Genomic DNA, 23,243 nt, shown 5'->3' on the forward strand with positions numbered 1-23,243 from the left:
TGGGGAAACGGCCCACTCGGCGAAAAGTCAAATCATTGCAGCCGGCTGTTGTGGCGCAGCACCAGGCCGACTGCGCCGAGCAATGCATCGTTCTGCGTGTGCTTGCCAACGATTATCCGCGTGCGCACGGCGGGTGCGATATCGCGGGACTTGATGAGCGTGTGGCGTTCATATGACGCGATCAGCGGTTCCAGGAGAATGTCGCCTGCCAAAGCCATGCGGCCACCGATGATGATGAGCGGCGGATTGATCACCGAGCCGATCAGACCAAGACCACGGCCGGCGAAGTCGGCGGTGTCCTCGATCATTCGCAGCGCGCCGACGTCGCCCTGTTCAGCCATCATGATCACCTCGTCCATCGTGACCGGCCGCCGCACGATGCGCGAAATCTGCTCGAGCGGCCGGGCAAAACTCGCATAAAGCTCCAGGCATCCGCGATTGCCGCACCGGCAAAGATCGCCGCCTGGATCGATGCTGATATGCCCGAATTCGCCGGCGCCGCCGGCGATGCCGGTCACCAGCCGGCCATGCTGGACAATGGCCCCGCCGACACCGAGATCGATCTTGAACAGCACGAAATCGTCTTGGCCGACGGCCGCGCCCCACATCAGCTCGGCAATGGCCGAGCAGTTGCTCTCGTTATCGGCGAAAATCGGCTGTTCGAGCACCGGCCCGAACACATCGCGGATGTTGACCCCAGCCCAGGTCGGAACAATACTCGCACGCTGCACCACGCCTTCGCGGCTGACAGGGCCCGAGACGGAAACCCCAACCCCCAGGAGCCCCGCCATCGGCAGACCGTTCTCTTCGTAGCATTGGGCAATTGCTGACTTGGCGAGCTCGGCCGCCTGTTGTGGCTGGTAGTCCAGGCCCATGGAGATAGTTTGTTCGGCGATGACAGAATGCGACACGTCGGCGACGAGGCACCGCATCTCATCGAGGCCTAGGTGGATTCCGACACAGGTGCCCGCAGCGGGATTGAGCGTCAAGGTCGCGGCAGGCCTGCCAATGCCCCGGGCGCCGTCATGGTGGGCCGAGGATTCGATCACCATTCCGGACGTTCTCAAGCCATTGAGCGCGGTTGAAACTGTCGACCGCGCCAAACCGGTGATGTGCGCGATTTGCGAGGCAGAAAGCACGCCGCGCTCCCGCAGGCATCGCACGATCAGGCTCTCCGGTGATGCGGAGGGCTTGTCGATCAGCCAATTTCTAAGCGAAGGTTTGTTCATGATGAGCACAAAGGACGTTGACTGATAGCTCAAATATGTCATCTTGGAAAGAACGGAGATATTGCATCTCCCTCTGCGACGATCTCCACTTGCGTCCACAAGCGGTCGATACGAACCGTACATCACATATGGGAGTGAAACGATGGAATACCTGAGGACGGCCGTTGCGGCCGCTACGGCGTACAGCCTTGTTGCGGGAGCTGCGCTCGCAGAGCCCAAGACCAACCTGTTGCATCAATGGGCGACCGGATCGGACGCCCAGGCCATTGCCAAGCTCGGCGAGATGTTCACCGCCAAGGGTGGCACCTGGCAGCAGACCTCCATCGCAGGCCACACGGCCAACACGCTGGCGAAACTGCGCGCCGACGTGATCGCCGGCAACGCACCGCCAGCGGTGCAGCTCAAGGGACCCGAGATCGCCGAATGGAACGAGACCGGCATGACAGCCAATCTCGACGAACTGGCGACAGCGGAAAGTTGGGAGAAGGTCGTCGCACCCGAATTGCTGCCGGTGATGAAGCCGACCGGCAGCTGGGTGGCGGCGCCGATGAATATCCATCGCATCAACTGGTTGTGGGCATCGCCGAAGGTCATGCAGGAAGCAGGCGTCGTCGAGGTGCCGAAGACCTGGGCGGACTTCAACGCCACCTGCGACAAGGTCGTGGCATCAGGCAAAATCTGCATCTCGCACTCGACCGCCGACTGGACCGATTCGACGGTGTTCGAGGTGGTGGTCTACGGCATGGATCTCGATCTCTTCAAGAAGGCCTTCGTCGAGGGTGACGTCGAGGCGATGCGCAGCGACGGCATGGTCAAGGCCTTCGAACAGTTCCGCACCATGACGACGAAATATATGGACCCCGGCATGAACGGGCGCGACTGGGATAGCATGTCGCATCTGGTCGGCCGCGGCGAGGCCGCCTTCCACATCATGGGCGACTGGACGCTCGGCCTGCTCACGGCCGGCGGCTTCAAGCAGGGCACCGACTTTGTGTGCGCCCAGGCGCCGACTGACTGGGGCAATCCGGGCTTCATCCTGAATTCCGACTCGGTCGTGTTCTTCCAGCAGAAGGATCCGGACTACGTCGAGGGCCAGAAACTGCTCGCCAGCACCATCCTGTCGCCCGAGTTCCAGACGATTTTCAATCAGACCAAGGGCTCGATCCCGGCCCGTCTCGACGTCGATCTTTCGAACGGCTTCAATCCCTGCCAGCAGCTTTCCCAGAAGGACCTGCAGGCGTCGATCGATGGCGGCACGCTTGTCCGTTCGATGGCGCACAACATGACGATCCCGCAGAAGGTGCGCGGCGCGATCATGGATACCGTCACCGAATTTGTGGCGACGCCGGACATGACCGCGCAGGACGCAGCCAGCGCGATGGCCGATGCGGCCGAAGCGCAGATGTGAAGACGCTGCCGATGATGGCTTGTCGCGCGTCGCGCGGCCCCGACTTCGCCGGAGCAGAAGATGTCAACGCGTGACCTGACCGTACCGGTTGCGGCTACCGCAACCCCGTGGCGGCAGCGCCTGGGCACGATGGTGCCCATTCTGGTGCTGGTGCCGTCGCTTGCGGCGAGTTTCATCTACGTCTTCGTCTTCACGCTCTGGACGCTCTATCTCTCGCTCTCCAGTTCGTCGCTGATGCCGACCTATGGCTTCGTCGGTCTGGACAATTACGCTTCGCTCTGGGCGAACCGGCGCTGGAACATCGCCTACACCAACCTCTTTCTGTTCAGCGGCTTCTATATCGTCGGCTCGATGGCCATCGGACTGCTTCTGGCGATCCTGATCGACCAGCGCGTTCGCGGCGAGGCGGCCTGGCGCACGATCTTCCTCTATCCGCTGGCAGTCTCCTTCATCGTCACCGGCACAGTGTGGAGTTGGCTCTATAATCCCGTCGACGGCATCCAGGCTTTCGTGCGGGGGCTCGGCTGGACCGACTTCAGCTTCGCGCTGACGGCCAACCGCAACACCGCAATCTATGCGGTGATCATAACCGGTATCTGGCAGTCGTCCGGCTTCGCCATGGCGCTTTTCCTGGCTGGCCTGCGGTCGGTTGATCCGGATCTCATCAAAGCAGCGCAGATCGACGGTGCGTCGGTTTCCCGCACCTATCGGAAGGTCATCCTGCCGACGATCGCCCCGATTTTTCTGGCGGTGGCGGTCATTCAGATCCAGTTCGCCATCAAGACGTTCGACCTGGTGGCGGCGTTGACGCGGGGTGGGCCAGGTGTGTCGACCACCTTCCCGGCGATCTATGTCTATGACCTGATGTTCCAGCGCGGGCAGATCGGCGAGGGTGCCGCCGCGGCGATGATGATGCTCGCGGCCCTCGCGGTCGTGCTGGTGCCCTATTCCTTGTGGATCGTTTGGCGCAGGCGGGCGGAGGGCCGCAATGGCTGAAATTGCCGCCAACGCCCGGCATGATCCCGAAGCGGCCGCGGCTACGCGGCGATATTTCTGGGGTCGCTTCCTTGTCTATGCGGTGCTGATGCTTTTCGCCGTCATCTACCTTGCACCGCTGCTGGTCGTCGTCTTCAACTCGTTGCGGGAGCAGTCCGACATTGCCCGCAACGGCCTCATCTCGCTGCCGCGCAGCTTCCGCCTCGACGCGTGGGCACAGGCTTGGGGCACTTATTGCGTCAGCGGCACCTGCGAAGGCATGAAGCGCAATTTCTTCAATTCGCTCTGGATGACGATCCCCGCAACGCTCATTTCCACGCTCCTCGGCGCCATGAACGGCTATGTGCTGTCGAAATGGCGTTTCAAGGGCTCGGAAATTCTGTTCAATCTGATGCTGCTCGGCGTCTTCATGCCCGGCCAGATCTCGCTGATGCCGTGGGCGTTCCTGCTCGGCAAACTCGGCCTGACCAATTCGACCTACGGGCTGGTGTTGATTCATGTCGTCCAGGGCATCTCGTTCACCACCCTGTTCTGCCGCAACTTCTACGTCAGCATACCCGACGATCTTATCAAGGCGGCACGCATCGACGGCGCCGGCTTCTGGCGGATTTTTCGCAAGATCATCCTGCCGCTGTCGCCGCCGATTTTGATCGTCACCGTCATCTGGCAATTCACCGGTATCTGGAACGAGTATCTGTTCGGCGTCGTCTTCACTTCCGGCCAGCAGCAGCCGATTACGGCGGCATTGGTCGCGCTCACTGCCGGCGGCACGACCGCCCGTGCTTACGATGTGATGAGCGCAGCCGTGCTGATCGGCGCGCTGCCGCCGCTGCTGATCTACCTGTTCGGTGGAAAATACTTCGTCCGCGGCCTGACACAGGGCGCCATCAAATGAGGCATCGTCCATGTCCGCGCTGATGATCCGCGACCTTCACAAGAGCTATGGCGGGCTCGAGATTCTGGCCGGCATCAATCTCGAGGCGCGAACCGGTGAGTTCGTCGCCCTTGTCGGCCCCTCCGGATGCGGCAAATCAACCTTGCTCGCCATGATCGCCGGCCTGGAGACCGTCACCTCGGGCGAGATCTGGATCGGCGACCGGCTGGTCAACTCCGTGCAGCCCAAGGACCGCGACATAGCGATGGTGTTCCAGTCATACGCCCTTTATCCGACCATGACGGTGCGCCAGAACATCACCTTCGGCATGGAAAGCCGGGGCGTGCCGAAAGCGGAGCAGGCGGAAGCCGTAAAGCGGGTTGCCGCACTCCTGCAGATCGAGCGGCTGCTCAACCGCAAGCCTGGGCAATTGTCGGGTGGGCAGCGGCAGCGCGTTGCGATGGGACGCGCCCTGGTACGCGATCCAAAACTGTTTTTGTTCGACGAGCCGCTGTCCAATCTCGACGCCAAGCTGCGCGTCGACATGCGCACCGAAATCAAGAAGCTTCACCATCGCGTCGGCAAGACGACGGTGTACGTCACTCACGATCAGGTCGAGGCGATGACGCTCGCGTCCCGCATTGCGGTGATGAACCAGGGCTCGGTGCAGCAGTTCGACACGCCGAAGCGGATCTATGACGGGCCGACCAACATGTTCGTGGCCGGTTTCATGGGATCGCCGGCGATGAATTTCATCCCCGCCCGGCTTGCGGGATCGACTAGCATCTCGGTACGCGCCGCTGACGGCAGCGACGCCACTCTTGCCCTTGCCATGCCGCTGTCCGCCGGTGCGCCAAAGGACGTGGTGCTCGGTGTTCGGCCCGAACACATCTACCGCTTCACGACGGACCTGAAGTCGCGCAAACCTGCTGTGCAGCCCTTGCAGGCGCCGGTAGAACTGGTCGAACCGACCGGCGCCGAGACGCTTGCCGTCCTCAGGCTAGGCGACCTGGAGATCACCGGCCGTTTCGAGCCGGATGACGCTCCCGTCATGGGCGAGACGATAACGCTCGGCATCGACATGTCGCGCGCCTGTCTGTTCGATCCAGCAACCAAGGCGCTTCTGTGATCTGATGTCCGTGCAATTCGCGACTTACCCGAGCTTGACCGATCGCGTCGTGCTGATCTCCGGCGGCGCCTCCGGGATCGGCGCCGATATGGTCCGCGCCTTTGCTTCGAATGGCGCCCGCGTATGCTTTCTTGATGTGCAGGATGGGTCCGCGGAAGCGCTGGTGCGCGAGCTTGGTGGCGTCGCCAGGCAGGCCCCGGTGTACCTCCATTGCGATGTGACCGACGTTGATGCGCTGCAGGCATCGGTAGAAGACGTGCGCGCTAAGCTCGGTCCGGTCGCCGTACTGGTAAACAACGCTGCCGATGATCAGCGCCATCCCGTTGACGCGGTGACGGTCGAATATTGGGACCGCAGCTTCGACGTCAATCTCCGGCATCACTTCTTCGCTGCGCAGGCGGTGCATCCGCATATGAAGGAACTCGGCTTCGGCTCGATCATAAACTTCTCTTCCATCGCCTGGCGTTTCGGCGCGGACCAGATGGTGGCCTATGCCACCGCCAAGGGTGCCGTTGTGGCGCTGACGCGCGCACTGGCGCGGTCGTTTGGATCCGACAACATCCGCGTCAATGCAGTCGAACCCGGCGCCGTCATCACCGAGCGGCAGCGCCAGCTGTGGTTCAAGACCCAGGACGCAATCGACCAGACGGTGCAGCGGCAACTCATCCGCCGCGTCCTGCTGGGCGAGGAGATCGCGCGGACCGTGCTCTTCCTTGCCGCCGATGACAGCCGCATGATCACCAAGCAGTCCATCGCCGTCGATGCCGGTCTGCGCTGATGCGATCGCTTCCAAATCCTTCAACGGAACTGCCAAGCTGATGTTTCGTCTCGGCCTCAACCCATACGGACTGACCTACACTCTCGGCCTGCAGGGACGCGGTACGCCGCGGCACAATCCGGACGGGACCGGGCTGGAAGGCTTCATGGCGCTTGCGCAGGAACTGGGCGCACGCACGCTCGAGATCTACGAACCGTGGTTGACCGACTTGCCGGACCCCGAAATCGTCGACCTACGCAAGCGTCTGATCGCGCTCGACATCGTCCCGGTGGTCAGTGGCGGCCTTCTGGTGGCCGGTCCGTTGGACAGTGCATTTCGGGCGGCGCGCCTGCTCGAGGCGACAACGATCCGTATCGCACTGACCCCCGTCCTGTGCGGCGACCGCAACCTGTGGGGCCCGAAATGGAGCGAGTTCGACGCGACGATCCGCGCTGCCTTGACGGAATGGGGGCCGCGTGCGGCGGCTGAGGGCCGGGTGCTCGGCATCGAGAACCATCAGGACTTCGGCAGCGACGAACTGGTCGCGTTCTGCGAACTCGGTGGGCCGGGCGTCGGCATCACCTACGACACCGGCAACACCTTCCCTGTCGGCGAGGCGCCGCTTGCCTTCACGCGGCGCATCGCACCGCACGTCCGCCATGTCCACCTCAAGGACTATCGCGTGCAGTTCACCGATGAGGGCTATCGTCTGGTCCGCTGCGCGATCGGCGACGGCGCCGTGCCTTTCGCCGAACTGGCAGCCATCCTCGCCAAGCACCACGACACGCTGACGGCCGTGCTTGAGCCAGGCGCGCTGGAAGCCCGTCACGTTCGCTGTCTCACCGAGGACTGGTGGAACGGATATGCGCCGAAGACCGGGCGCGAGTTCGCCGCCTGCCTGAGTGCTGCGCGCGTAAACCGCCTTGCTGACGACGCCGACTACCGGACGCCGTGGGAGCGCGACGATGACGGCGCGCTGGTTTCGTATGAGCTCGACATGATCCGGCGCAGCGCCGCCAACATGAAGAAGTTCGATTTCATTGCAATGGAGAAATCAGCATGACTGCCCGAGAACTCAGCGGCCTGACCGCCTTCGTGACCGGCTCGGGACGCGGCCTTGGTCGCGTCATGGCCGAACGCCTGGCCGAACTTGGCGCAAACGTCGCGATCCACGATCTCGATTGGACCCGGCCATCGCAGTATGGCGAATTCGCGGACCTCGGCGAATCCACCAGGGGTTTGGAAAAGCATGGGACACGGGTAACCGCGGTTACGGGCAACATCGGTGACAGGCAAGCCGTTGCCGAAATGAAGAGGAAGATCGAAGCGGAGCTCGGCGATGTGCACGTTCTGGTCAACTGCGCCGGCGGCGATATCGGCGCCAAGGGGGTAAAGCCCAGTCCCAACAACGCGCTCGACATCGACTATGAAGACATCAAGGTGCTGACCGAGAACAATCTCATCGGCACGATGCTGGTCTGCCAGGCGTTCATCCCGCCCATGGTCAAACGCGGCTCAGGCTCGGTGATCAACATTGCCTCAGCGGCAGCGCATATCGGATGCTCGCCGGAGGTGGTCTACTCCACGCTCAAGGCGGCCGTCGTGCATTATACGCGTTGCCTCGCCAAGGAACTGATCGACGATGGCGTGCGCATCAATGCGGTGAGCCCCGGCGCCACCAAGACGGCACGGTTCCAGGCGAGCCGCGTCGTCGATCCGGAGCGCATGGATTCGAGCAAGAAATCGCTGAACCGCTATGCCGAGCCTGAAGAGATCGCCGAAGCGGTGGCCTTCCTCGCCGGTCCGCGCGCGCGTTTCATCAACGGGCAGGTCATTCGCGTCGATGGCGGCTTCACCATCTTCCCAGGTTGAATCGCGGCCGGCACGCGAACTGTCGGGCTGAGCGCACCCCAATGAGCAGGGCCGCGACGGCCCATTTGCCGACCTTACTTCGTTGATGAGTTGCGATGTGCTCGCAGAGCTCGGGAATCGACGGTGAAGTTTCGGCAACACGTCAATTCTCTTGGCGACACGCTGACGTTACAGCCCGCCTGTATGCACCCACGCAATGGCTCAGATTTGTCTGGGTCGGTCTACTCGGCGCCCTGAGAAGGCGAAGATTCCGGATCGAGGCGCTTGGGCCACCGTGCGCCTAGGCAGAGCGAAACGGTCCGGTCTATAAGCTCAGAGGCGCAACATTAGAGGTTGGGGGAACAGATGAGGGAAGAGAACGACATTGAGAAGTTGGTGCGCACGCTGCGTGCTCGAGCCCCTGACGACGCGGCTGAATTGCTAGCCCGAGAGTCTCCCGAGTTCATCCGCGACGCACTAAAGTTGTTACCGGATAGGCACGCCCGGAAGGTGGCGGAGCATTTTCCCTCGCAAAGGAGGCCCATCAAATCTCATACCGACGGCAAGGATTTCGCGATCCCCGAGGCCATCGTTGAGCTGATGGATCCGATCCCCGCCAGCGTTGCTGTCGGGACGACGGTAGCCGCCGCTGTCGAGGCCGTCAGGCGCGCGCAGGTGCCGACCGAGTTGACTTATCTCTACATCACGGACGAGGGCGATAGACTGGTTGGCCTAGTGGTCTTGCGCGATCTGATGCTGAGCGAGGCCGGCGCGACGGTGGATCAGATTATGCTGGCAAGTCCGTTTGCCCTTCACGTCGATATGCCTTTGAGCGAAGCCTGCAAGGCGGCGGTACGCCGTCACTACCCTGTCTATCCCGTGGTGGACGCGGAGAACCGGCTGCTCGGGCAGGTTCGCGGCTGGCGGCTGTTCGAGCAGCAAATCATCGAGATTTCTGCCCAGCCTGGCCAGATGGTGGGTGTCCAGAAGGAGGAGCGTTCTTTCACTCCGCTGTTTTCAGCCTTCTTGAAACGTCATCCGTGGCTGCAGCTCAACCTGCTGACGGCCTTCATAGCCGCTTTCGTGGTCGGCTCGTTCACAGGCACGATCGAGAAGATCGTCGCGTTGGCGGCGTTCCTCCCGGTGTTGGCCGGACAGAGCGGAAACACCGGCTGTCAGGCGCTGGCTATTACGCTGCGTGGCCTCGCCCTAGGGGATGTGGACAAACGACCGAAGCTGCACTTGGTTCTGAGGGAGGGAGCGCTCGGGATCGCCAACGGCCTGCTCGTCGGTCTGGTGGCGGCTGCGGCCATGTGGTTCTACGCTTCACGGCAGCCGGAGTCGGCATCCCAGGCGCCCATGCTGGCGCTTGTGATCCTGCTCGCCATGTCCGGATCGTGCCTCATGTCCGGGATCTCCGGCGTGCTGATCCCGTTGGGCCTGCGGCGGGTCGGCGCCGATCCGGCCGTGGCTTCCGCGATCTTCCTCACGACGGTGACCGATATTGTAGGCATGGGCCTGATGCTGGGACTGGCCACCATGCTCGTGCTGTAGGCACGCTCGACGGACGTGATCGCGGACGAGGACGTTGTTGCCTATGAAGTGACCTCGTCGGCGTTCAACAAGATAACAAAGGCTAAGCCGCACATCGCGCAGGCCGTCCTGAGAAGCATCGCCCGCCAGCTCTCCGAGCGCTTGCGCAACGCGGCGGAAGACCTTCGGATGAGCTCCATGTGACCCTGATGCGTCGTGCGGCGGCCAGATACGTGGAGAATCGCGCAAACAATATTGATCTTGTCGGCTGCGCAATCCACCGCTGATTATGATTTGGCTTAGTTGCCGTTTGTAGCGAATACTTGCTGGAAGCCAAGCAACGCTGAGAAGATGTTTGACCAACCAGCGTAGGCGAAATGCGAATGAACGCGATAGTTTGTTGCGCAGCTGCAACAGCTGCTGAAGACTCGGAGGTTTCCTGACAGTTCTGTCGCTTTTTTTCGTGCAGGCGTGCTAGATCCGCTGCACTAGTCGGGTTGGGGTGGGTTCTCGGCATGCATTCCTCGTTTTCAATGATCCTCGGCTTCGCCGCGGCGCTGCTTTGTACCGGCATATTGCCGGCCGGCGCACAAGGTCTCTATCCGGCCTATGACGATGCGTTTTCGGCCCGCATTGCCAATCCGACCGACAACGGAGCGCTAGCTCAATTCGTCACAGTTGCCGTCAACGCAGGGCAGTACGATCAGGCGATCTCGTCGATCGAGCAGTATCTCATCAAACATCCTCGCGATGCGCGCGCCCGGCTCTCGGCCAGCCGGTTGTATTATCATGTCGGCTCCTATGAATTGGCCCGGCGGCAGGCGCAGTACGGCCTCGAGGTCGGGGACCTGTCCGCGGATGAGCAGCAGGAAGCCGTTCGCCTGCTCGCCCGCATCGAGCGCGCGTTACGTGGCGTCACCTGGGAAATCGCTCTGACTGGCGGCATGTTCAGCGCATCCACCGATTTTGAGCCGGGCGGGGCCGAAGACGACCGCACCTTGGTCTCGCCCTATGGGCGGGCGGAAGGCTTTATCCGATGGGATCTCGGGACGCCAAGTGCTGATGCACTTGTCCTCTCGGGCTCGCTGGCAGCGACAGAGCGCTTTTTCACCAAAGACCTGTCGGTTCCCGGTGCCGAGGAGACTTTTATCCACGGGAACGCCGCGATTACCTTGGACAAGGGACTGCCCAACAGCGGGATCGATTCGCTACGGCTGCTATTTTCCGCGTTCGCCGTCACAGATCGCTTCGACAGCGACGTTCACGAGACCGGCGTCGGTCTAAGTGGGCGCTTCCTCGTGCGCCCCACCGTCGAGACGACGCTTTTTGCAGGTGCCGGCTACATCGATCTAAGCAGCTCGAAAGGCATCTTCGCCGATAGCAGGGTCTTCTATGAGGCAGGCGGCAGCTACCGCTTCCGCAATGGCCAGGCGCTCGGACTGCGCCTAGTCGGCTCGACTGACTTCGCCTCCGGAGCTGGCGAAATCGGCCGCAGCTACATGGGAGAGGTCCGCTACGGCGGCGTGGTGATGGAAGTACCGGACCTTTTCGCATGGTCTCACCAGGTCGCCGTCTCGGCCGGCCACAGCGACACTCCCGACTTGTCCGTCGGCATCGGCACGAACATCCAGAGCGACTTCTGGCGCATTGCCTCGGAAAGCGATTTTCAGCTCACTGAATGGCAGAAGGTCAGTGTCGATCTCGCCTATCGCGAAACCGACTTCGAGATCGCCAGCGGCGACCGAGATTCATTCGAATTGCTCGTGAGCTACACGTTGACACTCAACTGAAAGAGGCCGCGATGAGGACCCTGTATCGTCAGATAGCCACTTGTATCGCCTGCCTTGCCTTTGCGGCACCATCTGGCGCTGAAACGGTTGGGTCCATGACGGCCTACCAGACCAACATCATCCGCAATCACGGCGAGGCGATGAACGTCGGCGCTGGCGTCGAACTCGGCGACCAGCTGCGCAGCAATATCACCGGTCTCGGAATGCTCGTGTTCCGGGACGAGTCGAGCGCCAAGATTGGTCCGAACACCAGCCTGACGATCGATGAATTCGTCTACAATCCGGGGTCCCGATCAGGAAAGATCGACATCAGGATGAACAGCGGCCTGGCCCGTTTCTACGGCGGCCAGGTTTCGAAAGGCGGCGACATGCAAGTTGCGACGCCACACATGGTGCTCGGAGCCAGAGGTGGCATCATTGAGGTGCTTGTGATTGCTGGTCAGACCGTCGGCATACTGCGCGCCGGCCGCATGACCTGCATGATGAATGGTCGCAAGCTCGTGATCACAAACCCGGGCCACGCCTGCACGTCGGACAATGACAAACTGCTGACCGGCTACGGCGGTATCGACGCGTTCCCGATTTTGGACAGCATCGATCGAATAGCCGGCACCGGCCTGCCAGGCGAACCGGGTCCGGGGCTGAACGTAAGCGCGATTTGTGCGTCAGCACTCGGCAATTCGCTCAAAGCCTGCAAGTCCACCGACGGCGCATTGCCCGGCGTGGCCATGGAGTTCCCTGACAGCCCAACGCCCCCTGTAGGCAGCGGGGTGGATGATGAGGATGATGACTGCTTTCCCGACTGCCGGTAAGGCTGGCCGAGCGGCATGAGCCCCTCGCTTGATTGGCGGCGGGCTGCCAGGCGGAAAATACCTGGTCTTGCGGTCGTACTCTTGCTGCTCGCGTGCCATTTTGCTTTCGACGGGCCACTGTCGCGCCTGCGCGAGCGCACGTACGACCTCTACCAGTCCCTCGCCCCGCGCCAGGCGACGAGCAATCCTGTTGTCATTGTCTCGATAGACGACGCGAGCCTTAAGGCATATGGGCGATGGCCTTGGAACCGTGGCCTTTTGGCCGATCTGGTCGATGGTGTCGCCGAGTCCGGTGCCGCGGTGATCGGGCTTGCGCTGGTGCTGCCCGAGGCTGATATCTCTCCTGATGGCATCGCCGGAGACAAGCGCCTCGCCAGCGCACTGGCGAAAAATCGAACGGCGCTCGCCGTCAGCCTGGGCAACGAGGTGACGGTTTCAGACGCAGAGCCCAAAGCCGGCTGGTCGATCGTCGGGCAGGTACCCGAGACGCTTCCTGGCTTCACCGGTCTGACAGGCTCCCTTCCTGATTTCTCGAGCGCCGCTGCAGGCCTCGGCGTAATTCGCACTTTGCCCGATCCCGACGGCGTACTACGCCATGTGCCGCTGCTCTGGCTCCGAAATACGGCTCAAGGCGTGCAGCTCTGGCCGTCGTTCGCGCTCGAACTCCTGCGCCTCTACGCCGGAGAGAACGGCTACGTAGCCCGGATGAATGTCGCCGGGTTTGACGCGCTCAGGATGGCCGGGACCATTGTGCCACTTGAGCCGCAGGGCAGCATCCGCCTCTGGGAAACCGACACCAATACGCCGCGCATATCTGCCAGTAATATCCTTTCGGGTCGCGGCGATCCGCTGCTGCGGAACGCGATCGCCATTGTTGATCTGTCAGCCGTGGGATTGACGCAGTATCTGCCCACCCCGGCGCGTCCGGCGCGACCAGGCGTGGACATCCACGCTGATGCAATCGGCCAGATGCTTGCCGGGCGCTATCTTGTAGAGCCAACGCAAGCGCGTAGGCTGGAACGGCTGTGGTTGGTCCTCAGTGGCATCGTTTTCATCGGGCTTTCGGGAGTTCTCGCCCAGCGTGTCATGCTTGGCGACCTCGCTCTGGCGCTCCTGGCTGCCACGCCCTTCGCGTTCGGCGCTCTCGAATACAGCCTGCAGGGTAAGCTCTATGACCCACTGCAGCCGGCGCTTGCGACGATCCTCGTAGCTGGCTTCGAAGGCTATGCCCTCTACAGGCGCAGCGAGCAGCGCCGGTCCACTCTGGCCCGGCAGTTTTCGCAATTTCTGTCGCCCTCCGTGGTGCAACGCCTCGCAAATTCGGATACCGAAGCGATCCTGTCCGGAGAGAAGCGCGAGATCACAATCCTGCTGAGTGACATACGCGGCTTCACGGCGATGAGCGAGCAACTCGATGCCCAAGAAATCGGAAAGGTCGTCAATCACTTCCTCGGCCTTGCGACCGATGAGATCCTCAAGCGTGACGGGACCATCGATAAGTTCATGGGCGATGCCGTGCTAGCCTTCTGGAACGCGCCGCTTGATCAGCCAGATCATCGTGAGCGCGCGCTCGAAGCCGGGCTCGCCCTGATCGAACGGGTGAAGCGCGAAAACGCCGCGTTCACCGCGCGCGGGCACCCCCCTATCGAAATCGGCGTCGCCATCGAGACTGGCATCTGCTCCGTAGGGAATTTCGGCTCCGAACGGCGCTTCGATTACACCGCGATCGGCTCGCCGGTGAACCGCACGGCACGGCTCGAGTCAACGACCAAAAAGCTGAGCATCCCCCTGGTGCTTGGTCCCGGATTTGCGCAAGGAGCATCGATGCCGGTTGTCCAGGCGGGTGCCTTCGAACTCCAAGGCTTCAAGGGCGAGGTGCCGGTTTTCACCGTTCCGGAGATACATCCCTCGTCGCAATCTGCCGAGACAGTCGTGTGATGGCGCTAGTCGCGACGCCGAACCCGGATGTCGGTATTGGGCAACGCAAAATTCGGGCCGCTATTCAAATCCCGATCTCGATGCCAAACTGGCTGTGGCTAAGCGGACGCTGGACGATGCCAAGCGCGAGCTCTCGGAACTCAGCGAGATCGTCTTCAACGACGTCGCCCTGATCCCGATGCGCGCCGACCAGTATACGCTGGCCATGAAGGCCAAGACCTGACTGAGGAGTTTTAGACTTGACGAGCATCGCCACAGAGTCCGTTGCGGATCGCGGCCGCGCTACATACGATCTTGGCGCGACCGCCATCTTTGCTTCGAAATCAGACCCACGCTTCCACTATTGTCTGTATGTGCCGCCTGCGGTGGGGGAAGGCGCCAAAGTCGATCTGCTGGTCGCCGTCCATGGCACCGGCCGCACCTCGTTCCTGGGTTTTCGCGACGCGTTCGCCGAGTTCGGACGCTGGAACGACTGCGCTATCTTGTGCCCGCTGTTCCCAATCGGCGTTCTCGGCGATGACGCCCGCAGCGGGTACAAATACATGATCGAGGGCGATATCCGCTACGATCAGGTGTTGCTCGCCATAGTCGAGGAAGTCGTTGCAAAATATCGTCAGGACTGGACCCGCTTCGCCATGTTCGGATTTTCCGGCGGCGGACATTTCACCCATCGCTTCGCCATCCTCCATCCCGACAGGCTATGGGCGGCTTCGATCGGTGCGCCGGGCTCGGTGACCTTGCTCGATGCCGGGCGGGACTGGTGGGTGGGCATTCGTGACCTGCCGGAGAAGTTCGGCATCAGCTTCGACGCCGCGGCGCTGGCAAAAGTGCCTGTCCAGATGATCGTCGGCGATGCCGATCTGGAGACCTGGGAAATCACGCATGTCCAAGGCAGCAGCCATTGCATGCCAGGTGCGAACGATACCGGGCGAACGCGGCCGGAACGCCTCAGGACGTTGTGTCGATCGTTCGAGGAAGCGGGTGTGCGCGTGCGCTTCGATTTGCTGCCAGGCATATCCCACGAACGCGACGCGGTTCTCGATGCGGTCAAGGATTTCCTGGCCCACGCGCTCAAGGAGCGACGGAACGCATCAACAATGGCCAGGCCCCGCACCGACAAGCTTGCACAAGGATAGCCTGTTGCGGGCAGGCCTCAATCGTATTTGGCCACAAAGTTTCCGACGGCGGCGAGGCAATCGTGCTTCTCCTCGACATGCGGCATGTGGCTGGAATTCGGGAAGACAATGTCTTCGACGTTGGGAATATGATCGAGAAAGGGCTGGACGCAGGCCTCGGTCGCTTCGTCGTAAAATCCGCGGAACGCCAGGGTCGGCGCCTCGATCAGATGCAGGCGCTCGACGATGGTCCAGTTCCGCATGGTGCCGATTACGTGGAATTCATTGGGTCCGTTCATGGTGTGATAAACCGTCGGATCCGCGTCGATTGCCGCAAATGTTCGGGCGACCTCCCGCGGCGTCGGAAGGACACGGCAGACGTGGCGGTCATAGAAGGCTTTGGTTGCTGCAATATAATCCGGGTGATCGGTGGTCCCGGCCGCCTCGTGCCGGTCAAGCGCGTTCTGCACATCGGCCGGCAGCCCGGCGCGCAATTGCAGCGCGCCTTCCACCCATAGCGCCATCGAGGCCAGCGAATTGGCCAGGATCAATGCCTTGAGCCCGGCAGGGCGTCGCACAGCATGTTCGGCCGAGAGAATGCCGCCCCAGGACTGGCCGAGCAGGGCGTAACGCTCGGCAATGCCAATGTGAGCGAGCAGCGCATCGAGTTCGCCCAAAAAGAAATCGACGGTCCAGAAGTCGCCGCCCTTGTCGGGCAGATGGGTCGATTTGCCGTTGCCGATCTGATCATAGTGGATGACCGCCCGCCCGGTATCGGCAAGCTCCTTGAATGAATCGACATAGTCGTGGGTGCAGCCCGGCCCGCCGTGGGCGATGACCAATGGCAGCTTGCCCGAGTTGAGATCTCCGATCACGCGATACCAGGTGCGGTAGCCCCGGTAGTCGCTGAATCCTTCGGTGGTCGCATGTGCCGTCACAGTTCCAAGCTCCGCGTCATGGCGCGGCAGGAACCAAAGTGACGGATCCTCCCAAGCCTTGTTTGCGGCCGACGGTACTAAGCGGCCCGGCGCATTTACAGCTAGCACTATTTATAGGTTTGCCCTGGCGGGAGGAGCCCTCAGGCGGAGAGCCTCAATGCTCCGGCTCGAAACGGTCGCCTGGTTGCTTGCCATCATCCAGGCGGCGGATAAGGCGCGGTATTCTCGTTGGGGGTGGTTGCATGTGACGCTTCAACGCCACCCGATAGCCGATAGGTGCCGTCCGCTCAAGCGGGCGCGGCTGTGCCGAGCGCTGCGGTCAGGACATCAGCGAGGCCATGGCCGGCGCTGCCGTCCTCGTCGAGGCGCGGATTGTAGATGGTGACCTCGATCCCGACCGCCTTGCCGCTCGCCAGGATGATGCGGAGCGCCGCCGACAGCTCGTCCCACGACAGCCCGCCCGGTACGCGGAAATCGACCGCCGGCATGATCGCATCGTCGAGACAATCGGCGTCGAGATGGATGAAGAAGCCGTCGAGTTCCGCCCGCGTCAGGTGGCGAACGGCGGCCTGGGCGGCGGCTTCGACCCCAAGGCGGCGGATGGCGTGCAGATCGTAGGCCATGAGCTCGGCTGGCAAAGGCTGGCTGCCGTATTCGGCCTGGTCCTCGTGGTCTCGAAACGCGAAGGCGACAGCGTCCTCGGAGCGAACCAACGGGCGGCGGCCCTCCAGGTCGGTTAGCAGCGCCGGCCCGTAGCCGGTGACGAGGGCCAGTTCCATCGACGCGCCTTCGCCGTTGGGCTCGGCCTCGGGCTGGAAGAAGTCGGCGTGACCGTCGATGAAGAACAGGCCGTAGCGGCCGCGCCGGCGCAGCGCCAGCGTCGGACCCAGCAAGATCGTACAGTCGCCGCCCAGCACCACCGGGAATTCGCGGGCGTGCAGCACCTCCTCCACGGCGTCGGCGAGCTTGGGTGACCACGCCGCGATCGCCTTGGCGTTCAGCGTCAGGGTGGCAGGGTCGGGCTTCGGGTCCTTCGGCGGGACGGCCAGCCGCCCGGCGCGGCGCGCATGGATGCGTTCGGCGAGGCCCAGTTCCAGCAGCCGACCGGGCAAGGCTTCAACGCCGTCGGTCGCCAGACCCAGCGAGGACGGCGCTTCAAGGATGGCATAGCGGCTAGTCGGCATCGGATGCTCCAGCTATTGCGAGTGAGAACCGGGGTAACCCGGCGGTCTCCGCTGCTGAGCGCTGCGCGGCTGCCGGTTTGATGGCCCTATAAGCGACGCTTTTGCAGCCAAAAAAGCACCTCGCAGCCGGCGTAACTCACTACGTGGGCGAAACCGAGGAAATTTCAAGCCGCCGCCCAAATCCCCTGTTGAAGGCAAGATCGCAAGTGTTCCGACCGGTGGGAGACCGTTTTTGAGCGCATTCAGAGAGAAAATTGCGCGGCCGGATCAATGGATTGCCGTAGCTCAAAACGATCCAAAACGGGGTGCTCTTCTCAAATGCCCTCATCCCAATACGGTGCGCGCCCTATGCATCGAGCAAGGTGATCGACGAAGGCACGGACCTTCATCGACATGAGCCTGTTGCTGGGATAGACGGCATAAATCGTGCTGGCTGGAGGCTCCCAGGCATCCAGCACGCGGCGCAGTGCGCCGGTACGCAGAGGCTCCGCCACCGCCCATGTGGGCAATAGGGCGATGCCGATGCCGTCGAGCGCCGCAACGCGCAGCATCTCCGCATTATTGCTGCGAAAGCTGCCGCCCACGGCCACCCGCACCTCGCCAATTTTGCCGGCAAGGGGCCATTCATCGCCCCAAGGCAAAAGGCTGGTGCAGAGGCAGTTGTGCCTGGCAAGGTCGCCCGGCTCGCGCGGCGCTTCATGCTTTTCGAGATAGGCGGGCGCAGCACAGGCGACGAGTCGGGATGGCGCGAGCTTGCGCACAACAAGCGGCGAATCCTCGAGCGCGCCGATACGGATCGCCAGATCCAGCCCCTCATCGACCAGGCTCACATGCGCCGGGCTCAAGGCAATGTCGACGGAAAGCTCCGGATAGCGCCTCAGGAACTCCGGGACGGCCGGCGCCACATGCATCCAGCCGAAGCTGTCGGGCGCCGAAATGCGAAGCGTGCCGCGCGGTTCGCGCTGCAGCGCGCTCGCCTCTTGTTCCGCCGCTTCAGCCTCGGCGAGAATCCGCGCGCAGTGGCGGTAGTAGGCTGCACCCGCTTCGGTCATCGAGAGCCGTCGCGTGGTGCGGTTGAGGAGGCGAATGCCCAGGCGCTGTTCGAGCCGCTGGACATGGGCGCTGACCGCCGATTTGGAGATTCCAAGCCGGTGAGCCGCAGCCGAGAAACTGCCGCTGTCTACGACGCGAGCGAACGCCGCGATGCCATCGAGCGGGTCCATCACCGGATTGTCCTGAAATCCGGACGGCATGTCCATACAATTCCGGCTAATTGACGGGCGAGAACGGCCTATCTCTTTGGTGAGAGACCCGAACCATGAAGGAGATCGACGATGGATGCCAAAGCTGCAGCGGCCGAAGCGTTCGTTCGCGAGCCGGCGGCCGGCTCGACGCTCAACGTTCTGGGCATCACCCATATCAACAAAGCCACCGGCGCCGAGACCGCCGGGTCCTTCTCGCTTTGGGAGTCGGTGGTTCCGCCGGGCGCGGGAACGCCACCGCACACCCATGCCCGTGAGGATGAAGCCTTCTATGTGCTTAGCGGCGAACTCGTCATCGAATTCGAGGGCGACTCCGCGCCCCATCGCGTTGCGCCCGGCGGCTTCTTCTTCGGCGCACGCGGCCGGCGCCATGCCGTCCGCAATGTCGCCGACAAGCCGGCTCGCGTGCTCGTCTTCTGCGCGCCGAGTTGCGGCCTTGATCAGATATTCGCGGAGTTGGACGCCGCGACCGCCGCCGGCATGCCGGAGATGGCAAAGGTCGTGGCCATCGCCGCCAAATACGGCGTCACCATCGAGGCGCCGGCTGCCTGAGATTCGTTCCAGACCGCCAGCGCGTCTGTCAGGCTGGAAACAGAAATGCGGCGGCGGGATCGAAAAAAATCTGCTGTCCGCGCGAGGCGACGCCTTCATGTGCTTGCGCCATGTCGGATGTCGGCCTGACGTCGATCTCCTGGCCGGCGGCGGTGCGCGCGATGACGCGCCGCCGCTCGCCAAAGAAAGCGGTGTCGATGAACTCGACCGCAAGCCCGGCAGTGGCCGGGCCGGGTCGCAGCCGGAACGCTTCCGGCCGCACCATCAGCCTGGTCTTCTGGCCATGGCTGAAGTCCTGATCGATCCTGACGCCCGAGACGACCGAGCCATCGGCCAGGCGGATCGTGGCGGAGCCGTTGACGGTTTCAAGATGCTCGGCCGGCAGGAAATTGGAATTTCCGATGAAGCTGGCCACGAATTCGCTCTGAGGTCTCAGATAGAGGTCCTCACCGGTGCCGATCTGCTCGATGCGCCCGTCCCGAAACAGCGCGATGCGATCCGAAAGATGCAGCGCCTCGTCCTGATCGTGGGTGACGTAAAGAATCGTTACGCCGGTTTCGCGGTGGATGCGCCGTATCTCGGCCTGGATTTCCTCGCGCAGCTTCTTGTCGAGCGCCGAAAGCGGCTCGTCCATCAGAAGGATCGGCGGATCGTAGGCCAGCGCCCGGGCAAGCGCCACGCGCTGCTGCTGTCCGCCGGAAAGCGCGCCAGGATATCGGCCGCCGAAACTCTCGAGCCGCACCAGCGACAGCATCTCGGCGACTTTTCGTTTCAGCTCGGCGTCCGGCCGACGGCGCACGCGCAACGGAAAGGCAACGTTCTCGGCGACGGTGAGATGCTGGAACAGCGTGTAGCGCTGGAACACCATGCCGATATTGCGCTTGTGCGACGGCACCGACAGCAGCGACCTGCCTTCGAGAAGAACCTCGCCGGATGTCGGATGCTGAAAGCCGGCGATCGCGTAGAGCGTTGTCGATTTGCCAGAACCGGAAGGGCCGAGAAAGGTCAGGAACTCGCCCTTGGGTATATCGATCGTGACATCGTGAACGGCGACGAAGCTGCCGAACGCCTTGCGCAGGGCGCGAATGGAGAGGAACGGTTCGGTCATTTCGACAATTTCCGCCGAATGAGTGCGGTTACGATCATCAGGCTCAGCGTCAGAAGAACGAGAAGGCTGGAGGCCGCAGCGATGACCGGGCTAAGATCCTGGCGCAGGCTGCCCCAGATCTTGACCGGCAAGGTCTGCAAGGTGGGGCTTGCCATGAAGATCGCGACCACCACCTCGTCCCATGAGGCGAGAAAGGCGAAGATCGCCGCCGAGAAGATCCCGATCTTGATCGCCGGCAAGGTGACCCGGAGTTTTGCTTCGAATGGGCTTGCGCCGCAGACGATCGCCGCATCCTCGATGGATTTGTCGAACCCTTCGAGTGCCGCGGTGATGGGAATGATGGCGAAGGGCAGTGCCAGGACTGTGTGTGCGATGACGAAGCCTGCCGTGGTGCCGCCGAACCCGATCCGCAGGAAGAATGCATAGATGGCGATGGCGAAGACGACGACCGGCAGCACCATTGGCGTCAGCAGCAGGCCGCGAAGCGTGTTGCGCCCGCGAAACTGTCCCCTGACCAGGGCGAAAGAAGCCAGCAGCCCGATGACGACGGCAAGAATCGCGACCATGGTGGCAATGCGCGCGCTGGTCAGCGCCGCTTCGAGCCAGGCCGGATCGGCGAAAAGCTCCTCATACCATTTCAGCGTCCAGCCGGGCGGCGGAAAAGCCAGCCACCGCGACGATCCGAACGACAAAAGCACGATGAAGACCACCGGCAGCAGCAGAAATGCGGCAACCAGGCCGGTGAAACCCAGAAGTGCTGCGCGCAGCCAGCCCAACCGGTCGTAGTCGAGCAGCATCTCAGATGCCTCCTGTCATGCGCTTGGCGCCGACGAGGCGCAGTTGCAGCGCATAGAGCGCCATGGTCACCAAAAGCAGGATGAAAGCCGCCGCGCTTCCGAGCCCCCAGTTGAGCAAAGACTGGATCATCTGGGCGATCATTGCGGCGAGCATCATGTTGGAGGTGCCGCCGAGCAGCGTCGGCGTCACGAAATAACCGAGCGACATGACGAAAACCATCAGGCCGCCTGCAGCGATTCCGGGGAGCGATAATGGCAGCAGGATGCGGCGGAAAGCCTCGAAGGGGCTTGCACCGCACAGGGCGGCGGCGCGCAGCGTCATCGGATCGATGGCGCGCAGGGTTCCGACCAGTGGCAGTATCATGAAGGGCAGCATGATGTAGACCATGCCGATGGTGACGCCGGTCAGGTTGTTGATCAGCGGCAGCGGCTCGCTGATCAGGCCGATATCCATCAGCGTCCGATTGATGACGCCGGTGCGTTGAAGCAGCACCATCCAGGCATAGGTGCGGGTGAGCAGATTGGTCCACATCGACAGGATGATGATGCCGAAGATGATCGAGCCGAGGGCAGGCGGCATGATCGCCAGCATCCAGGCGACCGGAAACGCCACGATGACGGTGACGGCGGTGACGACGGTGGCGACCAGAAAGGTGTTGAAGAAGACCCGTGCATAGGTGCCGTCGCCAAACAGGATGGCGTAGTTCTGCAGGCCCGGCACGGGTTCGGTTACACTGCGCAACAGCAACGCAACAACCGGCACCACGAAGAACAGGGTGATGAGGGTCAGCGCCGGCAAGGCGCCGCCGACGCCATCTGGCCTTCGGAGGATTGGCTGTCGATGAAGCAAATTGCCCGACATGGCGATGATCCCGGCAGCTCAGGCGGGACGCCTAGCGACGCCCCGCCGGTTCATGGGTGAGGTCGGCGGCTATTTGGCCTGCCAGGCGTACCAGCGCTCCGCGATCTTATCGCGGTTTTCAGCCCAGTAGTTCATGTCGAGGTTGATCTGCCCGTCGACATAGGCGTCCGGCAGCGACTTGACGACATCGGCCGGCATTTCGGCCTTGGCTGCCGTGTTGATGGGGGCGTAGCCGCTTGCTTCAGCAAACATGGCCTGGCTTTTCGGGCTTGTCGCAGCGGCCAGGAATTTCATGGCGCTCGCCTTGTTCTTCGAACCCTTGGGGATGACGAGTACGTCAGCGGCAGTCATGTTCTGTTTCCAGGATGCGCCGACATCGGCGCCGTCCTGCTGGAGGGCGAAGACACGCCCGTTCCAGAGCTGCCCGAAGGCCGCCTCACCGGAGGCGATCAGCTGCTGCGACTGCGCGCCGCTGTCCCACCAGACGATTTCCGACTTGATCGTGTCGAGTTTCTTGAACGCCCGGTCGAGGTCGAGCGGATAGAGCTTGTCTGCCGGCACGCCGTCGGCCAGCAGCGCAATCTCGATGACGCCCGGCGCCGACCATTTGTAAAAAGTGCGTTTGCCGGGAAATTTCGTCAGGTCGAACATGTCGGCCCAACCCGCCGGTTCGCCCGACACCGCCCCTTTGTTCCAGGCAAGAACGAAGGAGTAGTAGAAGCTGCCGACCGCATGCTCGGTGGTGAAGCGAGGATCGAGATCGGCTTTCGGCACGACGTTGAAATCGATCGGCTCGAGCAGGCCGTCCTTGGCCGCTTTGATGGCGAAATCCATTTCGACATCGACGACATCCCAGGCGACGCTGCCGCCTTCCACCATGGCCTTCAGCTTGCCGTAGTCGGTCGGGCCGTCCTGCAGGACCTTGATGCCGGAACTGGCTTCGAACGGAGCAGCCCAGGATTTGGTCTGCGCCTCCTGGGTGGTCCCGCCCCAGCTGGTGAACACCATCTCATCGGCGTGTGCGGCAGTGGCTGCCAGGAGTCCGGCCAAAATGCCGGTCAAAATCAGTTTCATGTCATTCTCCTCTGTTGGTTGTCTGGTTTCTTGT

23 protein-coding genes are annotated in these 23,243 nt (G+C 62.5%); 15 read left to right on the top strand and 8 right to left on the bottom strand.

Annotation, left to right across the window (positions count from 1 at the left end):
* Nucleotides 1–32 precede the first annotated feature (32 nt).
* Nucleotides 33–1,448, bottom strand: coding sequence for an ROK family transcriptional regulator (locus tag M727_RS0109385; protein WP_156941508.1), 1,416 nt, complete (start codon nt 1,446–1,448; stop codon nt 33–35).
* Nucleotides 1,449–1,458: 10 nt separating this feature from the next.
* Between M727_RS0109385 and M727_RS0109390 the strand changes: the two genes are divergently transcribed.
* The 14 genes from M727_RS0109390 to M727_RS36145 all read left to right on the top strand — a co-directional run bounded on the left by M727_RS0109390 (nt 1,459) and on the right by M727_RS36145 (nt 15,453).
* Complete coding sequence (locus M727_RS0109390; protein WP_245268517.1) at nt 1,459–2,637, top strand: ABC transporter substrate-binding protein; 1,179 nt, start codon at nt 1,459–1,461, stop codon at nt 2,635–2,637.
* A gap of 60 nt (nt 2,638–2,697) precedes the next feature.
* Nucleotides 2,698–3,633: a sugar ABC transporter permease gene (locus M727_RS0109395; RefSeq protein ID WP_027152466.1), complete on the top strand. Its 936-nt coding sequence runs from the start codon at nt 2,698–2,700 to the stop codon at nt 3,631–3,633.
* Nucleotides 3,626–4,528 (top strand): carbohydrate ABC transporter permease, encoded by a 903-nt coding sequence (locus M727_RS0109400; protein WP_027152467.1) that lies wholly within the window; start codon nt 3,626–3,628, stop codon nt 4,526–4,528. The genes M727_RS0109395 and M727_RS0109400 overlap by 8 nt, the downstream gene beginning before the upstream one ends.
* Nucleotides 4,529–4,538: 10 nt before the next feature.
* Nucleotides 4,539–5,636: a sn-glycerol-3-phosphate ABC transporter ATP-binding protein UgpC gene (gene ugpC / locus M727_RS0109405; protein ID WP_027152468.1), complete on the top strand. Its 1,098-nt coding sequence runs from the start codon at nt 4,539–4,541 to the stop codon at nt 5,634–5,636.
* Between the two features lie 10 nt (nt 5,637–5,646).
* On the top strand, nt 5,647–6,414 hold the full coding sequence (locus M727_RS0109410) for an SDR family oxidoreductase (RefSeq protein ID WP_198032624.1): 768 nt from the start codon (nt 5,647–5,649) through the stop codon (nt 6,412–6,414).
* Nucleotides 6,415–6,454: 40 nt separating this feature from the next.
* Nucleotides 6,455–7,456 carry a sugar phosphate isomerase/epimerase family protein gene (locus M727_RS36140; RefSeq protein WP_051505582.1) on the top strand — a complete coding sequence of 334 codons (1,002 nt, stop codon included), beginning with the start codon at nt 6,455–6,457 and terminating at the stop codon, nt 7,454–7,456.
* Nucleotides 7,453–8,265, top strand: a complete 813-nt coding sequence (locus M727_RS0109420; protein ID WP_027152470.1) for an SDR family oxidoreductase — start codon at nt 7,453–7,455, stop codon at nt 8,263–8,265. Before M727_RS36140 ends, M727_RS0109420 begins: the two co-directional genes overlap by 4 nt.
* Nucleotides 8,266–8,610: 345 nt before the next feature.
* Nucleotides 8,611–9,798, top strand: coding sequence for a magnesium transporter (locus M727_RS0109425; RefSeq protein WP_051505572.1), 1,188 nt, complete (start codon nt 8,611–8,613; stop codon nt 9,796–9,798).
* Nucleotides 9,799–9,813: 15 nt separating this feature from the next.
* A complete protein-coding gene (locus M727_RS41425; RefSeq protein WP_023800410.1) occupies nt 9,814–9,981 on the top strand; it encodes a hypothetical protein in 168 nt (55 codons plus the stop codon).
* A gap of 329 nt (nt 9,982–10,310) precedes the next feature.
* Complete coding sequence (locus M727_RS41430; RefSeq protein WP_027152472.1) at nt 10,311–11,567, top strand: tetratricopeptide repeat protein; 1,257 nt, start codon at nt 10,311–10,313, stop codon at nt 11,565–11,567.
* A 95-nt stretch (nt 11,568–11,662) separates the two neighbouring features.
* The gene (locus M727_RS0109440) at nt 11,663–12,379 is read left to right on the top strand and encodes a FecR domain-containing protein (protein ID WP_027152473.1); all 717 of its coding nucleotides are present in this window, start codon (nt 11,663–11,665) and stop codon (nt 12,377–12,379) included.
* Between the two features lie 15 nt (nt 12,380–12,394).
* Nucleotides 12,395–14,317 (top strand): adenylate/guanylate cyclase domain-containing protein, encoded by a 1,923-nt coding sequence (locus tag M727_RS0109445; RefSeq protein ID WP_084646685.1) that lies wholly within the window; start codon nt 12,395–12,397, stop codon nt 14,315–14,317.
* Nucleotides 14,318–14,411: 94 nt separating this feature from the next.
* Entirely contained in the window at nt 14,412–14,540 is a 129-nt protein-coding gene (locus tag M727_RS43765; protein ID WP_280944148.1) for a hypothetical protein, read from the top strand.
* 16 nt (nt 14,541–14,556) lie between these two features.
* Nucleotides 14,557–15,453, top strand: a complete 897-nt coding sequence (locus tag M727_RS36145; RefSeq protein WP_051505573.1) for a hydrolase — start codon at nt 14,557–14,559, stop codon at nt 15,451–15,453.
* Between the two features lie 17 nt (nt 15,454–15,470).
* Here the strand turns inward: M727_RS36145 and M727_RS0109460 are convergent, their stop codons facing one another.
* The 3 genes from M727_RS0109460 to M727_RS0109470 all read right to left on the bottom strand — a co-directional run bounded on the left by M727_RS0109460 (nt 15,471) and on the right by M727_RS0109470 (nt 18,807).
* Entirely contained in the window at nt 15,471–16,370 is a 900-nt protein-coding gene (locus M727_RS0109460; RefSeq protein ID WP_027152475.1) for a proline iminopeptidase-family hydrolase, read from the bottom strand.
* 287 nt (nt 16,371–16,657) lie between these two features.
* Nucleotides 16,658–17,554, bottom strand: coding sequence for an arginase family protein (locus tag M727_RS0109465; protein WP_027152476.1), 897 nt, complete (start codon nt 17,552–17,554; stop codon nt 16,658–16,660).
* Between the two features lie 314 nt (nt 17,555–17,868).
* A complete protein-coding gene (locus M727_RS0109470) occupies nt 17,869–18,807 on the bottom strand; it encodes a LysR family transcriptional regulator (RefSeq protein ID WP_198032620.1) in 939 nt (312 codons plus the stop codon).
* Nucleotides 18,808–18,888: 81 nt separating this feature from the next.
* On the opposite strand from M727_RS0109470, the gene M727_RS36150 reads away from it, so the two are divergent.
* A complete protein-coding gene (locus M727_RS36150) occupies nt 18,889–19,368 on the top strand; it encodes a cupin domain-containing protein (RefSeq protein WP_051505574.1) in 480 nt (159 codons plus the stop codon).
* A 28-nt stretch (nt 19,369–19,396) separates the two neighbouring features.
* Here M727_RS36150 and M727_RS0109480 read toward each other — a convergent pair whose 3' ends face one another.
* The 4 genes from M727_RS0109480 to M727_RS0109495 form a co-directional block, all read right to left on the bottom strand.
* Nucleotides 19,397–20,476: an ABC transporter ATP-binding protein gene (locus M727_RS0109480; RefSeq protein ID WP_027152478.1), complete on the bottom strand. Its 1,080-nt coding sequence runs from the start codon at nt 20,474–20,476 to the stop codon at nt 19,397–19,399.
* The gene (locus M727_RS0109485; protein ID WP_027152479.1) at nt 20,473–21,273 is read right to left on the bottom strand and encodes an ABC transporter permease; all 801 of its coding nucleotides are present in this window, start codon (nt 21,271–21,273) and stop codon (nt 20,473–20,475) included. The genes M727_RS0109480 and M727_RS0109485 overlap by 4 nt, the downstream gene beginning before the upstream one ends.
* 1 nt (nt 21,274) lies before the next feature.
* On the bottom strand, nt 21,275–22,135 hold the full coding sequence (locus M727_RS0109490) for an ABC transporter permease (protein WP_027152480.1): 861 nt from the start codon (nt 22,133–22,135) through the stop codon (nt 21,275–21,277).
* 69 nt (nt 22,136–22,204) lie between these two features.
* On the bottom strand, nt 22,205–23,209 hold the full coding sequence (locus M727_RS0109495; RefSeq protein ID WP_027152481.1) for an ABC transporter substrate-binding protein: 1,005 nt from the start codon (nt 23,207–23,209) through the stop codon (nt 22,205–22,207).
* Nucleotides 23,210–23,243 lie beyond the last annotated feature (34 nt).

The organism is Mesorhizobium sp. WSM2561 (genome assembly GCF_000513915.1).
GTDB classification, from domain to species: domain Bacteria; phylum Pseudomonadota; class Alphaproteobacteria; order Rhizobiales; family Rhizobiaceae; genus Mesorhizobium; species Mesorhizobium muleiense.

Excerpts from the sequence above, each read along its gene's own strand:
- M727_RS0109445 (WP_084646685.1), top strand. The coding sequence starts at position 12,395 with ATGAGCCCCTCGCTTGATTGGCGGCGGGCTGCCAGGCGGAAAATACCT.
- M727_RS0109395 (WP_027152466.1), top strand. The coding sequence starts at position 2,698 with ATGTCAACGCGTGACCTGACCGTACCGGTTGCGGCTACCGCAACCCCG.
- M727_RS0109420 (WP_027152470.1), top strand. The coding sequence starts at position 7,453 with ATGACTGCCCGAGAACTCAGCGGCCTGACCGCCTTCGTGACCGGCTCG.
- M727_RS0109485 (WP_027152479.1), bottom strand. The coding sequence starts at position 21,273 with ATGCTGCTCGACTACGACCGGTTGGGCTGGCTGCGCGCAGCACTTCTG.
- M727_RS0109425 (WP_051505572.1), top strand. The coding sequence starts at position 8,611 with ATGAGGGAAGAGAACGACATTGAGAAGTTGGTGCGCACGCTGCGTGCT.
- M727_RS0109440 (WP_027152473.1), top strand. The coding sequence starts at position 11,663 with ATGACGGCCTACCAGACCAACATCATCCGCAATCACGGCGAGGCGATG.
- M727_RS0109465 (WP_027152476.1), bottom strand. The coding sequence starts at position 17,554 with ATGCCGACTAGCCGCTATGCCATCCTTGAAGCGCCGTCCTCGCTGGGT.
- M727_RS36150 (WP_051505574.1), top strand. The coding sequence starts at position 18,889 with ATGGATGCCAAAGCTGCAGCGGCCGAAGCGTTCGTTCGCGAGCCGGCG.
- M727_RS36140 (WP_051505582.1), top strand. The coding sequence starts at position 6,455 with ATGTTTCGTCTCGGCCTCAACCCATACGGACTGACCTACACTCTCGGC.
- M727_RS0109400 (WP_027152467.1), top strand. The coding sequence starts at position 3,626 with ATGGCTGAAATTGCCGCCAACGCCCGGCATGATCCCGAAGCGGCCGCG.
- M727_RS41430 (WP_027152472.1), top strand. The coding sequence starts at position 10,311 with ATGATCCTCGGCTTCGCCGCGGCGCTGCTTTGTACCGGCATATTGCCG.
- M727_RS0109480 (WP_027152478.1), bottom strand. The coding sequence starts at position 20,476 with ATGACCGAACCGTTCCTCTCCATTCGCGCCCTGCGCAAGGCGTTCGGC.
- M727_RS0109470 (WP_198032620.1), bottom strand. The coding sequence starts at position 18,807 with ATGCCGTCCGGATTTCAGGACAATCCGGTGATGGACCCGCTCGATGGC.
- ugpC (WP_027152468.1), top strand. The coding sequence starts at position 4,539 with ATGTCCGCGCTGATGATCCGCGACCTTCACAAGAGCTATGGCGGGCTC.
- M727_RS0109490 (WP_027152480.1), bottom strand. The coding sequence starts at position 22,135 with ATGTCGGGCAATTTGCTTCATCGACAGCCAATCCTCCGAAGGCCAGAT.
- M727_RS0109495 (WP_027152481.1), bottom strand. The coding sequence starts at position 23,209 with ATGAAACTGATTTTGACCGGCATTTTGGCCGGACTCCTGGCAGCCACT.